Origin of the sequence: Candidatus Poriferisocius sp. (assembly GCF_965208355.1) — a bacterium.
Lineage (GTDB): Bacteria > Actinomycetota > Acidimicrobiia > Acidimicrobiales > Bin134 > Poriferisocius.
On record NZ_CBDBOM010000003.1, the window covers coordinates 782,034 to 795,880 of the forward strand.

The following is a 13,847-nucleotide window of genomic DNA, read 5'->3' on the forward strand; positions in this document are numbered from 1 at the left end:
GGTTGCCTTTCACTATTGACTCGCGAAATTACCGTTGGGTTGCGTTGAATCTCGCACGATTTTCTTGGATGGCGGCCGCGTCAAGGGTGGCAAGGATGCCAGCACTTTGTTTCGTACACTGCCAACAGTGAGTCGTATCGGGATTTTCGGGGGCACATTCGACCCAATTCACGTCGGCCACCTCGCCGTGGCGGTCTGGGTGCGGGCGGAGTTGGATCTCAGCCGGGTGGAGTTGGTGGTGGCCAACGAACCGTGGCAGAAGCTGGATCGGCCACTGCTCAGCCCCGCACAGGATCGACTTGCCATGGTGCAAGCGGCCGTGGACGGGATCGAAGGGGTAGTGGCCTCATCGGTGGAGATCGACCGCGGCGGCCTTACCTACACAGTGGACACCTTGGCGGCTTACCGGGCCGACAACCCCGACGACTCGCTCTTCCTCATAATGGGCAGCGATGCCGCTGGCGGCCTGGATACCTGGCACCGCTTTGAGGAGATAAATGGATTGGCCGAATTGGTAGTGGTGGACCGCCCCGGTGCGGTGGGGCAGCGCCCGCCGGTGGCCCACCGGGTGGTGGTCTGCCCGCTGCTCGACTTGTCCAGCACGCAAGTGCGGGAGTGGGCTGACGCCGGACGGCCGCTTGACGGCTTGGTTCCCCCGGCCGCGCTGGCCTACTGCCGCCACAAGGGCCTGTATGGGTGATTCCGCGCCGGGCGCGGAAGGCGCTGCGCCAAAGGGAAGCCTGCCCCGCTGGTGGCGTTGGGGTTGGCCACTGCTGCTTCTGGTGCTGGCCGCTGCGGTGCCGCTTTTGGTCTGGCTGGGGTGGTCGGCCATATCAGGCAGCAGTGACGGCACCGTGGTCGGCGACCCGATCGATCCTGCCGCGCCCGGGTATGAGGCATTCGTAGACCCGACACCCACGCTGCTGTTGGTTCATGCCAATGGCGACCGCCTCCATGGGGTCACGCTGCTGGTGCTGACCGACGAAGGGACTGAGGGGGCGGTTCTGTTCATTCCCCCCGAAACGATGACCTCCAACGGACTCCTCAGCGACCGCTGGGCCGAGTCCGGTAGTACTGGAGTGGCCGATTCGGTGGCTGAGCTTCTGGGGGTCCGCCCCGGCGAGACACAGGTCGTGGACGACGCTGGCTGGGCGGCGCTGGTGTCAGCGGTGGCGCCGGTTGATCTCATGAGTGCTGTTCCACTGCTTCGTCCTGACGGGGAGACTCTGCACGGGGCTGGCTTGGTGACCTTGGCCCCCGCTGATGTCGGGCCCTATCTGGCGGGGCGAAGCCCGGCGGAGTCGCCTCTAGAAGCACTGACCCGCCACTTGTCTTTCTGGACGGGTTGGCTGGTGAAAGTGGAGGAGTCAGCAGCGCCCGACGTGATTCCTGGTGAGACTGACCGAGGGATGGGTCGATTCGGACGGGCCCTGGCTGAGGGAGAGAGTCTGCTGAGCACGATTGTCGGGCAGGTGGATGACAGCGGATCGGTGGTATTGAATCCGGAGTTCGTTCGCAGGCAGGTGAACGAGATCATCCCGTTTCCCATCTCGGCGGTGGACGGGAGCCTGCCCAAAGTCCGGCTGCTCAACGGAGTTGGCGACCTTGAGCTCACCAAGGCCGCGGCCCGAGAGCTCAGTCGGGCCGGAGCGCACATCACCCGAATTGGCAACGCCGCGGAGTTCGGGTGGGAGACAACCAAGGTCGCCTACCACGACACTGGTTTCGCTCCCCACGCTGAGGCATTTCGAGATGCTCTCGGTACCGGCACGGTGATAGCCGAAGAGCTGCCCGACATCTCCGTCGATATCACAGTGACCTTCGGAGCAGATTTCTCACAACTGATGACCGGAGATGGTTAGAGTGAGAACGTGATGCCCGCATGAGCGCCATACCCGTCCCCCGACAGTTGCGGATGATGACGTGATCGCCACATGAGCGTCAGCACCGCTGACGCAACGGTCGTGTGGGATTGGGTAAAGGCCGCAGCGGCCGCGGCAGAAGAGGGCCCCGGGTTTGACACCGTTATCATCGATGTGGGCGACGTTCTGGTCATCACCGATCACTTTGTGATCACCAGCGGGCCGAATACTCGGGCGGTTAGGGCACTGACCGAGCGGATCGAAGAGGCAGTAGACATCTGCGGGGGTCCCAAGCCAATCTGTATCGAGGGTCTCACTGACCACGAGTGGGTGCTGATGGACTACGGCGACTTCGTAGTTCACATCTTCTCTTCGTCAGCCCGGGAGTACTACTCCCTCGACCTCCTCTGGAAAGACTGCCCCACCCTGGCTGCAAACCCGTTGCCGTCGTAGATACAGCCCGATACAGTGGCCACGGGTCCCCGATCCGGCGGTGGTCAGAGCATTTGGGCCCGTACGCCGGACGGGGACCCGCAGCGCGTCTGAACCCTACCGCCGAAACTGACGTTTCAAATACTTTCAGTTAGTTTTGGTAAACTACTGCTCCCGCAGGAGGCGGCCGGGGGAGGTGCCGGTTTCCTTGTCCTCTTGGATGGTGATTTCGCCGTTGACTAGCACGTATTGGTAACCCGAGGCCCGCTGCACCCGGCGCCACTCGCCGGCGGGCATGTCGTGGACTTTCTCGCTCGGGCCGATGGCCAGGCTGTCTAAGTCGTAGACGATCACATCGGCGGCCTGGCCCGGAGTCAGGGTTCCCCGGTCGGTGAACCCGGCGCACTGAGCGGGCAGTCCGGCCATGCGCCAGTGGGCGTCCTCCAGCGAGATGATCTCCCGGTCGCGTACCCCGTTGATGAGCAGCTCCGTAGGCCACCGCCCCGCCGTCAAGAAGCGGGTGTGGGCGCCGCCGTCGGATACTCCGGGCAGGGCCCACTGGTAGTTCAGCAAGTCGACCAGGTGGTCCGGATTGTTGAACGAGCCACTGGCGTAGAACGTGGCCGCGAGATTGTCGGCCACCGCAATGTCGAGCATTGCGTCCACCGGGTGCACTCCCAGATCGGCGGCGATGTCGCCCACCCGGGTTTCGGCGTAGCGCTGGTACTGCGGGCTGGACGCTTCCAGCAACACGATGTCGGCGATGGGGCAGGTGACCGCCACCGACTCCGAATCCCTCAGGACGGGACGGCGGGCGGGGTCGGCCAGCTTGTATAGGCGCTCTTCGACGGTGCCCAGCGTGGCCTCCCGCCAGGCCTCCATGTCGTCCCAGAGGTTCCACTCCTCGAAGGTGAAGGCCAGCCCGACATCGGTGGTCACCGCCTGGCCGTAGATCGGCAGGCCTCGGAGGCGGCAGCTCTCCACCCACTCGATCTGCTTGAGGTGCTGCTCGGGCCGCTGGGCGTTGGGGGTGATCACGTTGAACAGCACCGGCCGGCCGCTGATGTCGGCCAGACGCTCATAGGTGCGGCGGTGCTCGGTGCGGGTTTCATCGGCGGGGTCGGGGGCAAATGTGGCTTGGATGAAGCCCTGGTTGCGCTCGGCCAGCACTTCGGCCAGCTGGAACAGCGTCTCATTGGGCATCACGTCGGTGTTCATGGGGTTGCCGTCGTGATCGCGCTGCACGTTGGAGTCCCGCAGCCGTTGCACCGACCAGCCGCCGGCGCCCACGTCCATTGCCTCGTGCAGCAGCGCCTTTAGCTGGGCATGCTCCTCGTCGGTGGGCATCTCGCCGGCCTTGGCCCGCTCGTAGCCCAACACCCAGTTCAGCGCCGGGTTCAGCGGGAAGAACGACCGCATGTTGACCGCCTTGGGGGTGCGGTCCACCGCGTCCAGGAACTCGGGGTAGGTGACCCAGTCCCAGGGCATGCCCTCGGCCATGGCGTCGAATGGGATGGCCTCGGTGCGGGTCATGGTCAGCATGGCCCGGTCCCTGTCCTCGGGGGCAACCGGTGCGAATCCGAAGCCGCAGTTGCCGATGACGATCGAGGTCACCCCGTGCCAGCCCGACAGCGTGCAGTAGGGATCCCAGAACAGTTGGGCGTCGTAGTGGGTGTGGAGGTCGATGTGGCCGGGAGCCACGATCATCCCATCGGCGTCCAGCACCTCGTCGGCATCGGAGGCCCGGAGTCGGCCGATCTTGGCGATCTGCCCGTCCTTGATGCCCACATCGGCCCGGAGCCGCTGGGCCCTGGTCCCGTCGACCACCATTCCGCCGGCAATGATCGTGTCGTACGTCGTCATTTCGTCCCCCTGGTATGCGGCCTTGCTCAGCTTACCGAAAGGGCACGACCCCGATAATTCCAGTGTTCTGACCAATTTGCAGCAGACCGCTACCGTGGCCCCGATGGAAGGCGCCCCGTGGTAGAGCCGGTCGAGCGCCGTTCCTGGCTGGCGCTAGGGGCGGCCACTGCGGCGGCGTTCATGGTGGTGGTGGACGTTTCCATCGTCAACGTGGCCTTCCCGTCGATCCAGAGATCACTGGATGCCTCCAACGCCGCGCTGTCATGGATCGTGAGCGGCTATTCCATCACGGTGGGATCGTTCTTGCTGCTTTCGGGTCGACTGGCCGACCGCCAGGGCCGGCGCCGCATGTTCAATCTCGGCTTGGTGATCTTCGCCATCGGCTCGCTGTTCAGCGGGGTGGCCCCCCGAGTGGAGATTTTGATCGCCGCCCGGGTGGTGCAGGCCGTGGGCGGGTCGCTGATCATGCCGTCGTCGTTGGCCATGGTGCTGCCGGAATTCCCGGTGTCCCGCCGCTCGGCGGCCATCGGGATGTGGGGGGCGATGGGCGCGCTGGGGGCGGCGTTCGGCCCGTCAATCGGTGCGCTGTTGATCAACGGCCTGGGCTGGCGGTGGATCTTCTACGTCAACTTGCCAATCGCCGCACTGGTATTCGCGGCCACTGCTCGCCTAGTGCGGGAGTCGCGCGACGAGGAATCCAAGGGCCGCCTCGACGTGGTAGGGGTGCCAATTGGCACCTTGGCCCTGGCCCTGGTCATGGTGGCCATCGTCCAGGGCGAGGGCTGGGGCTATGGCGACTACCGCATCATCGTCTTCGCGTTGCTGGGAGTCGTTTTGCTGCCGTTCGTGATCTGGCGGTCTCGGTCGCACCCCAATCCGCTTCTCGACCTCAGCCTGTTCAGCCACCGGTCGTTCTGGGCGGCCACCGCCTCATTCGGGCTGTACGCGTTGGGGTTCGTGCCGGGATTCTTGATGAGCTCGCTATTACTCCAAGACCTGTGGGGGCTCACGGTGCTGGAGGCCGGACTCGGGCTCACACCGGGGCCGATCATCGCATCGGCGTTGTCCGTTCCCATTGGGCGATTGGCTGATCGGTGGGGACACCGATGGCTGCTCACTTCGGGGGTGGTGCTGTGCGGGCTGTCGTATCTGCTGCTGCTGGTGGGCGCTGGTGAGTCATCGGCCTATTTCTCGGTGTTCCTGCCCGCCAATGTGATCCTGGGCATCGGCGTAGGGCTGTCCATCGCCACATTTGTCAGCGCGGCGATGAGCGACGTGCCGCCGGCTCGCTTCGCCATCGCCAACGCCACTACCCGCACCGTTCAGCAAGTGTGCTTTGCGCTGGGCATTGCCGTGGTGATTGCCCTGTTCAACTCGGTGCCCAGCGGCGACCCGCTGGGCGGATTCCAGCGGGCTTGGATCTGGGTCATCGCCACCTACGCGGCCTCCGCTTTGGTGATCATGGTCGCCTTCCCCTCCGGCACGGCCCTCGTTCGGCGTGGACTGCGAGGCGGTCGACCCGGTGTGAGACCCTAAAGCCATGTCGGAATCAATTGAGACGCGACTAGCTGCGCTGACGACCGAAGAGAAGGCTGACCTGGTGGCTGGTGAGGCCATCTGGACCACCAAGAGCTTCCCGGTTGCGGGCATTCCCGCTATCGGCGTCACCGATGGACCCAACGGGGCCCGGGGCGGTGGGCTGCTGGGCACCGGGACCGCCACAGCCTGCATACCCGCCGGGGCGGTGCTGGGCGCGACCTGGGATCCTGAGCTGGTCGAACGGCTGGGCGGGCTCTTAGGTGACGAAGCCCGGGCCAAAGGGTGCCGGGTGCTGCTGGCTCCTACCATCAACCTGCACCGCAACCCGCTGGGGGGACGCAACTTCGAGTGCTACAGCGAGGATCCGATCCTGTCGGGGCTGGTGGCTGCGTCATTTATTCGGGGCGTGCAGTCCCGGGGAGTGGCCACCACGCCCAAGCACTTCGCGGCCAACGACTCTGAATTCGAGCGCAATACCATCGACTCGCAGGTCGACGAGCGAACGCTGCGGGAGCTGTATTTGGTGCCCTTCGAGTACGCGGTGGCCGAAGGCGGAACTTGGGGGGTGATGAGCGCCTACAACCGGCTCAACGGAATCTTCTGCTCGGAGAACGAATGGCTGCTCACCCAGGTGCTGCGGGATGAGTGGGGCTTTGACGGGTTCGTGGTCTCCGACTGGTTCGCGGCTCGGTCCACCGCGGGCTCAGCCCGAGCGGGACTGAGCCTGGAGATGCCCGGACCGGGCCAGTGGTACAACCGGGGCCCGATTGGCGAGGCCCTGGCGGCGGGGGAGATGGACGAGGGCCATCTCGACCGGATTGCTGGTGATGTGCTGCGCATGTTGGAGCGGACCGGGGCGCTGGACGGGGATGAGGATTGCCAGCCCGGCCAAGAGCGTGAGCTGGATCGGCCCGAAGACCGGGCGCTGGTGCGACAAGCGGCCGCAGCGGGAACGGTGCTGGTGGCCAACAACGGCGTGTTGCCCCTGAATCCGGCCATGGCGGGTTCGCTGGCGGTCATCGGCCCCAACGCCCGTAAGGCGCAGATCATGGGCGGGGGATCGGCCACCGTGCAGGGGTATCGCAACGTGAGCCTGATGGAAGCGCTGGGAGATGAGTACGGCCACCTCGACGTCCGATACGCCCAGGGGTGCGATATCGAGCGCTCACTGGTCGCGCTTTCGGCCCCGATGTTGAAGGGCAAGCTCCGGTTGGAGTACTTCAACGGCCACGACTGGGCGGGTCCGGTGGTGCACACCAAGGAGTCGGCGTCGGCCGAGATGGTCTTCTTTGGTGAGCCGGGACCGGGGGTGAACCCTGAAGAATTCTCGGTTCGGGCTTCGGGGGTGCTGGTGGCCGAGGCCACCGGCGAGCACACCCTGGGACTGGTGCAGCTCGGACGTTGCCGGATTCTGCTGGACGGCGAGACGGTGCTGGATGCCACCGAGGGGGACTACGACCAGGGAGATGACTTCTTCGGCATGGGCTCGGAGTTGATCTCCGCTGAAGTGCAGCTCACCGCGGGCCGAGAGACGCCCATCGTCATCGAGTACTCGAACCGGGACAGCTTCATGCTGTGCGGGGTCCGGGTGGGCCTCAAGTCGCAGGTTGATCGGGACCTGATCGCCGAGGCCGAGGCGGCGGCGGCCGCCGCCGATGTGGCAGTAGTAGTGGTGGGCACCAACGCCGACTGGGAGACCGAGGGGCGCGATCGGGACTCCTTCGACCTGCCTGGCGATCAGCCGGAGTTGATCCGGCGGGTGGCGGCGGCCAACCCGAACACCGTGGTGGTGGTGAACACCGGGGGAGCGTGCAACCTGGACTGGGCCGACCAAGTGGCCGGGGTGCTGGTGGCCGGATTCGGGGGCCAGGAAATGGGCCACGCGGTGGCCGACGTGCTGTTCGGCCAGGCCGACCCCGGCGGGCGTATGGCGATGACCGTTCCCGCCCGCTACGAGCACAACCCCGCGTACCTGAACTATCCCGGCGAGAACGGGGTTGTTCGCTACGGAGAGGGTCTGTATATCGGCCACCGCTGGTTTGACGCCCGGGCCATTGAGCCAGCTGTGCCCTTCGGACACGGCCTTTCCTACGCCACATTCGAATGGTCTGCGCCCCGGGTGACGGGCGGAGGCGATGCCGAAATGGCCGACCCGGTGATCGTGGAGGTCGATGTGGTCAACAACAGCGACCGGGCGGGCAGCGATGTGGTGCAGGTGTATGTGGAACCGCCTCCGTCGCTGCTGCACCGCCCGGTGCGGGAGCTGAAGGGCTTCGCCAAGGTCCATTTGGCCCCCGGCGAGCGCACCACCGCCCGCATCGTGCTCACCCGCCGGGCCTTCGCCTACTACGACCCCGGCGATCAGACCCCACAGGGGCTCGACTCAATGAGCCCGATTCCCGCCGGTGAGTCCCACAAGCGCACCGAACCCGGCTGGTACGTGGACCCCGGTTCCTACACCATCTGGACCGCCCGCTCCAGTGCCAACCTCGTCCACCCCGCCAAGGTCCAGCTTGATGAACTTACAATATAATTCATATCAATCTGTTGATTGACAACCTGGGTCGCGTTCCCGTAGCGTTCCGACCTGGGAATCGTCCCGCTGGGCCAGATTGCATTGCACATTGGTATGCTTATTGCATGGCACAGTTGGTGACAAGGGTTGACGACGAGCTGGTGGCTCAATTGGATGAGATGGTCGACAAGGGTGAGGTGAAGTCTCGTTCGGACGCGGTGCGGAGTGCGCTGGAGGAGATGCTCGATCAGCGCCGGCGGCGGCTCATCGGTGAAGCGATCGTGGAGGGCTACCGCCGCATTCCCGAAACTGAGGAGGAGTTGCGCTGGGCTGAGCAGAATGGGCGGGAGATGGTTGCCGAGGAACCATGGGAGAAGTGGTGACTCCGGAGCAGTCCGAAATCTGGTGGTATGACAGCGAGCACGACAAGAGCCGTCCAGTGTTGGTGGTGACGCGCAACACGGTCATTCCGAGGTTGAAACGAATCATGATCGCCCCGGTTACCCGCAACATCCGAGGGTTGCCCACAGAAGTACACCTTGGCACCGAGGACGGCTTGGTCCAACCCTGCGTGGCGTCGTTCGACAATCTCCAAGTGGTCCTCAAGTCGAACTTGACGCAGCGGGTGGGAACGATCGCCCATCGGCGCTACGAGATCTGCGCCGCCCTGAATGCAGTAGCTGACTGCTGAATTGGCGGTGGAGCTGATGGGACTCGAACCCACGACCTCTTGCATGCCATGCAAGCGCTCTAGCCAACTGAGCTACAGCCCCGCGAAGAGGGCACTGTACCAGCCATCCTGACGCTTCCCCACATGGGATAACGGTTATTGGCCTTGTCCGGCGGCTCGGTAGATTGAGCGGCGATGGACGGCTACGACCCGGCGGTTATCGAGCCCAAATGGCAGCAGCGCTGGGTTGACGACGCCACCTACGAGATCGACAACGATGATCCCCGGCCGCCCTACTACGTGCTGAGCATGTACCCGTATCCCAGTGGCCCGGCCCATATAGGCCACGTCCGCAACTACACCTTCGGCGACTTGCTGGTTCGCTACCGCACCATGCAGGGCGACGGCGTGCTGTCGCCCATCGGCTTCGACAGCTTCGGCCTGCCCGCCGAGAACGCCGCCATCAAGACCGGCACTCACCCCCGGATCCATACCGACGGGAACATTGAGCGGCTCTCGTCGTCGCTGCGTCGCATCGGCGCGGTGTACGACTGGCGCCGCACGCTCAGCAGCCACGACCCCGACTACATCCGCTTCACCCAGTGGATCTTCCTGAAGTTCTACGAGGCCGGACTGGTGTACCGGGCCACTGCCCCGGTGAACTGGTGCCCCGGTTGCCAGACGGTGCTGGCCAACGAGCAGGTGCTGGCCGACGGCACCTGCGAGCGCTGTAGCAACTTGGCCCAGCAGAGAGAGCTGGAGCAGTGGTTCTACCGCATCACCGCTTACGCCGAGGAACTGCTCGACGGCCTTGATGGTTTGGACTGGCCCAACCGGGTGAAAATCATGCAGCGCAACTGGATCGGCCGCTCCGAGGGGGCCGATTTCACGCTGCCGATTGCCGATGCCGACGGCAATGCCCGCGACGACATCGACGGGATCGCGGTGTTCACCACCCGGCCCGACACCAGCTTCGGCATGACCTTCGCCGTCATGTCTCCCGAGCACCCTCGGGTTGCCGAGCTCACCACAGATGACTGCCGAGCCGAGGTGGAGGCGTTCATCGCCGCAGTTGCCGAGCGCAGTGAATTCGAGCGCCTGTCGGTGGCCGGGCCGGCCGACAAGCGGGGGGTGGACACCGGCACTCGGGTGATCAACCCGTTTACCGGCCAGCCCATTCCCCTCTTCTTGGCCGACTACGTGCTCACCACCTACGGCACCGGGGCCATTATGGCGGTGCCCGGGGAGGACCAGCGCGACTGGGAATTTGCCACCGCCTACGGCTTGCCCATCATCCGCACCGTGCAGCCCCCCGAGGACTTCGACGGTGAGGCCTACACCGGCGACGGCCCGTCCATAAACAGCGAGTGGCTAAACGGCCTGTGGATGGAGGAGGCCAAGGCGGCAGCCATCGACTGGCTGGAAGACCAGGGCATTGGCGAGCGCAAGGTGAACTATCGGCTGCGCGACTGGCTACTGTCCCGCCAGCGCTACTGGGGGTGCCCAATCCCCGTTGTGTACTGCGAGGCGTGCGGGGCGGTGCCGGTGCCCTACGAGGATCTGCCCGTGGGGTTGCCCGACGACGTGGCCTTCATGCCCACCGGCCGCTCACCGCTGGTGGACCACCCCGGCTTCTTGAACACGCCCTGCCCCGACTGCGGCGGACCGGCTCGCCGGGAGACCGACACCATGGACACCTTCGTGGACTCCTCCTGGTACTTCCTGCGTTTCGCAGACCCCAAGAACCAGGAGCTGCCGTTCAGCCCCGAGGCGCTGGAGCGGTGGCTACCGGTAGACCAGTACATCGGCGGGGTGGAGCACGCCATCTTGCACTTGATGTACGCCCGGTTCTTCACCCGGGCGCTGTCCGATTTGGGGGTGGCCCCCGCCGGGCTGCGGGAGCCCTTCCAGCGGCTGTTCACCCAGGGCATGGTGCGAATGGGCGGGGGCAAGATGTCGAAGTCGAGCGGCAATCTGGTGGCCCCCGAGGACATCATCGACGCTCACGGTGCCGATGCGCTGCGGTTGGCCATTTTGCAGGTGAAGCCTCCCGCCGAAGATGTGGATTGGGAGGACTTCGGCCTTGAGGGCTGCAACCGTTTCTTGGGCCGGCTGTGGCGGCTGGCCGCGGGCACCGCGGAGCGGGCCAATCCGGCCCGATCCGGGGCTGTGACCGAGGCCGATCTCGCCATCGACGCCGCGACTCACCGGCTCATCGATCGCATCACCTCCGAATTCGACCGCTGGTCGTACAACACCGCGGTGGCCGGCTGCATGGAATTCACCAACGAGCTGTACCGCTACGTGCAATCAGACGACGGCCCCCACCACGACACGCTGGCCTTCGCCATCGATTCTCTGCTGCTGGTGATGGCGCCCATGGTGCCCCACATCGGTGCCGAGCTGTGGGAGATGCGCCGGGGCGGAAACATCCACACCGAGCCGTGGCCAACTGCGGACGAGGACAAGCTGGTGCTTGAGACGGTCACCATGGTGGTTCAGGTGAACGGCAAGGTGCGCGACCGTATTGACGTGGCCGCCGACATCGCGGAGGCCGAGGCCGAGGCGCTAGCCCTGGCGTCAGAGCGGGTGCAGCAATACCTGGACGGCGGCGACCCCCGGCGGGTCATCGCTCGCCCGCCCAAGCTGGTCAACGTGGTGGTCTAGCGGGCTGCTATCGCCGCAATTCAGACGTCCCAAACCACGTGAAGCTCGTCGGGGCCCCGGAAGGCCACCCCCCGAATGAGCGGAGGATCGGCGTCGGGATCGAGTCGCAGGCCCGGGAGCCGCTCGAGAATGGCCCGCAGGGCCACCCGCATCTCCAGGCGGGCCAGGTGCATGCCCAGGCACAGGTGCCGGCCCCAGCCGAACGCCATGTGGGGCACAGGCTGCTCCCGGTCGGGGTTCCAGCGGTCGCCATCGGGGTACACCTGTTCGTCCCGGTTGGCCGATGTCATGGTCATCATCAGCCGGGTCCCGGCCGGGATGGGACAGCCTTCCACCTCGGTGTCCTCGGCAGCCTCCCGGGTGGCCAGCGGGGCCGAGCTCTCCCACCGCAGGGTCTCCTCGATCACCTGGTCGAGCAGTGACCAGTCGGCCATCAGCCGGTCGATCCATCCCTCGTCGGTCAACAGGGCCGTCAATGCGATGCCCATTTCCCGGGAAGTGGTCTCCGCCCCGGCGGGCATGAGCAGCAGCAGGAATCCGTAGATGTGCTCGTCGTCGAGGCGCTGTCCGTCGATCTCAGCGTGGATGATGTCGCTGATCAGGTCGTCTTGGGGCGTCTGTTTGCGATCTTCCACGATGGGGTGGAGGTAATCGCGCATGGCCTGGGAGGCGGCGTGGCCCTCTTCGGGGTAGAGGGGTCCGGCGCTCACCTGCTCAGACCACAGGCGGAACTGGTCGGCGTCGTCCAAGGGCACTCCCATGATCCCGGCGATCACCTGGGTGGGGAACCGCTGCGTCAGTTCGGCCACCAGATCGGCCTTCCCCCGAGGCGCAATATCGTCCAGCAGCTCGTCGACTATGGGCGCCACCAACTCGGTCTCCCAGCGGGCCAGCGCTGAAGATCGAAAGGCGTGCGATACCAGTCCCCGGTAGGCGGTGTGCTCGTCACCGTCCATGCCCAGCATGAGCGGCCCCATGAACGGGCCCATCGACTCGGCAACCACCCGGGTGGAGAACACCGCGCTGTTGCGCAGCACCGACTCGGTGTGGTTGCGGCGATAGAGGTTCAGGATGCGCCCGCCGAATCCGTCGTCGCGAACCTCCGGGGGCTCAGCCCGGCCTCGGTCCCACTCCCTGTGGGGGTTGATGGCCGCCTCTTCGGCTTGGGCCAAACCCTCGTGAAAGTCCGACGGGTCCTGGGCCTCCATAGCCGGACACTCTATTAGGGCGACCGCCCCGGAAGATCTCGAAGTGCTTCCCGCACCTCGGCCCAGGGCCCTTCAGGACGGAGGCCATGGCCAAACGACAGGCGGTCGATGAGGCCTCCGTAGCTGGCTGCGACGCCGGTGGCCAGGTTATGGGGCTCGGCCACAACGCCGAAGGTTCCCAGCATGGTGTCGTCGATCACATCGGCCATCTCCACCCACTGGCCCTGTTTGGACATTCGGTTCAGATCGTCTTGGGCGTCGCCCCAGCCGTGGTGCTCCAGCACCGGGCGATAGGCGGGTGTGGAGCCGTAGAAGGCCAGTTGCTGGCGGGCCGCTTGGGCCGACGACGCCATCTCCTCCTCGGTCTCGCCGGTGACTATGAACACGGGCATCGACACCTCAATGTCCATCGGATTGCGGCCCGCTCGGGCGGCCCCGCGCTCGAGGGCCGGCAGCGACACATCCCGCACGTAGCTGGGGGTGGTGAACCCGTGGCTGATCCAGCCGTCGGCCGACTCACCGGCCACCTCGGTCATGAGGTCGCCCACCGCGGCCAGATGGATGGGGGGTGGGCCGAAGGGATTGGCGCCGGGGCTGAACATCGGCGTCATGAGGGTGTGCTGGTAGAACTCGCCCCGAAAGCTCAGGCGCTCTCCGGTCTCCCAGCTTTCCCATATGGCCTTGATGCCGTCGATCATCTCCTTCATGCGGGCTGCGGGATGAGACCAGGGCATGGAGAATCGCTTGGTTATGTGGGGCTTGATCTGCGAGCCCAAGCCGAGGATGAAACGACCGCTGGAATAGGCCTGAAGATCCCAGCCCAAATTGGCCAGGATCATCGGGTTGCGGGCGAACGCCACCGCAATGGAGGTTCCGATCTGGATGCGGCTGGAGTGCTCGGCGGCCAGCACCAGCGGCAGGAACGGATCGTGATCGAGTTCGGCCGACCAGACCCCGTCGTAGCCGGCGGCCTCCAAGCTGCGGACTGAATCGGCAACCTCTGCCAGGGGTCCAACCGAGCCCTTTGGGGCCGCCCTTGCCAATAGCCCTCCGTCGAGCTTCATGTCTGGTCCTCTCCAGTTGTTGTCACG

General features: G+C 65.4%; 11 protein-coding genes and 1 tRNA gene. 8 read left to right on the plus strand and 4 right to left on the minus strand.

Translation table 11 applies throughout. The features are described 5' to 3' along the window. Positions 1 to 127: 127 nt before the first annotated feature. The 3 genes from nadD (at position 128) to rsfS (ending at position 2,315) form a co-directional block, all read left to right on the plus strand. Positions 128 to 700, plus strand: coding sequence for a nicotinate-nucleotide adenylyltransferase (nadD, locus tag ACOGXH_RS04860; RefSeq protein WP_419927991.1), 573 nt, complete (start codon positions 128 to 130; stop codon positions 698 to 700). Then, positions 693 to 1,862, plus strand: a complete 1,170-nt coding sequence (locus ACOGXH_RS04865; protein WP_419927992.1) for a LytR C-terminal domain-containing protein — start codon at positions 693 to 695, stop codon at positions 1,860 to 1,862. The genes nadD and ACOGXH_RS04865 overlap by 8 nt, the downstream gene beginning before the upstream one ends. 72 nt (positions 1,863 to 1,934) lie before the next feature. Next, complete coding sequence (gene rsfS, locus ACOGXH_RS04870; RefSeq protein ID WP_419927993.1) at positions 1,935 to 2,315, plus strand: ribosome silencing factor; 381 nt, start codon at positions 1,935 to 1,937, stop codon at positions 2,313 to 2,315. Positions 2,316 to 2,459: 144 nt separating this feature from the next. On the opposite strand, the gene ACOGXH_RS04875 is transcribed toward rsfS, so the two are convergent. Beyond that, the gene (locus ACOGXH_RS04875) at positions 2,460 to 4,157 is read right to left on the minus strand and encodes an N-acyl-D-amino-acid deacylase family protein (protein ID WP_419927994.1); all 1,698 of its coding nucleotides are present in this window, start codon (positions 4,155 to 4,157) and stop codon (positions 2,460 to 2,462) included. 117 nt (positions 4,158 to 4,274) lie between these two features. On the opposite strand from ACOGXH_RS04875, the gene ACOGXH_RS04880 reads away from it, so the two are divergent. The 4 genes from ACOGXH_RS04880 to ACOGXH_RS04895 all read left to right on the plus strand — a co-directional run bounded on the left by ACOGXH_RS04880 (position 4,275) and on the right by ACOGXH_RS04895 (position 8,902). Continuing rightward, on the plus strand, positions 4,275 to 5,693 hold the full coding sequence (locus ACOGXH_RS04880) for an MFS transporter (RefSeq protein WP_419927995.1): 1,419 nt from the start codon (positions 4,275 to 4,277) through the stop codon (positions 5,691 to 5,693). 4 nt (positions 5,694 to 5,697) lie between these two features. After that, positions 5,698 to 8,229, plus strand: coding sequence for a glycoside hydrolase family 3 protein (locus ACOGXH_RS04885; RefSeq protein ID WP_419927996.1), 2,532 nt, complete (start codon positions 5,698 to 5,700; stop codon positions 8,227 to 8,229). Between the two features lie 107 nt (positions 8,230 to 8,336). Next, a complete protein-coding gene (locus ACOGXH_RS04890; protein ID WP_419927997.1) occupies positions 8,337 to 8,594 on the plus strand; it encodes a ribbon-helix-helix domain-containing protein in 258 nt (85 codons plus the stop codon). Then, on the plus strand, positions 8,579 to 8,902 hold the full coding sequence (locus ACOGXH_RS04895; RefSeq protein ID WP_419927998.1) for a type II toxin-antitoxin system PemK/MazF family toxin: 324 nt from the start codon (positions 8,579 to 8,581) through the stop codon (positions 8,900 to 8,902). Before ACOGXH_RS04890 ends, ACOGXH_RS04895 begins: the two co-directional genes overlap by 16 nt. 8 nt (positions 8,903 to 8,910) lie before the next feature. Here the strand turns inward: ACOGXH_RS04895 and ACOGXH_RS04900 are convergent. Then, positions 8,911 to 8,984 (minus strand) — tRNA-Ala (locus ACOGXH_RS04900). Positions 8,985 to 9,076: 92 nt separating this feature from the next. On the opposite strand from ACOGXH_RS04900, the gene leuS reads away from it, so the two are divergent. After that, positions 9,077 to 11,548: a leucine--tRNA ligase gene (leuS, locus tag ACOGXH_RS04905; RefSeq protein ID WP_419927999.1), complete on the plus strand. Its 2,472-nt coding sequence runs from the start codon at positions 9,077 to 9,079 to the stop codon at positions 11,546 to 11,548. A gap of 20 nt (positions 11,549 to 11,568) precedes the next feature. Here leuS and ACOGXH_RS04910 read toward each other — a convergent pair whose 3' ends face one another. Together ACOGXH_RS04910 and ACOGXH_RS04915 are read right to left on the minus strand one after the other, a co-directional pair. Continuing rightward, positions 11,569 to 12,756 carry a cytochrome P450 gene (locus ACOGXH_RS04910; RefSeq protein WP_419928000.1) on the minus strand — a complete coding sequence of 396 codons (1,188 nt, stop codon included), beginning with the start codon at positions 12,754 to 12,756 and terminating at the stop codon, positions 11,569 to 11,571. 14 nt (positions 12,757 to 12,770) lie between these two features. Further along, positions 12,771 to 13,820 (minus strand): LLM class F420-dependent oxidoreductase, encoded by a 1,050-nt coding sequence (locus ACOGXH_RS04915; protein WP_419928001.1) that lies wholly within the window; start codon positions 13,818 to 13,820, stop codon positions 12,771 to 12,773. Between the last annotated feature and the right edge of the window lie 27 nt (positions 13,821 to 13,847).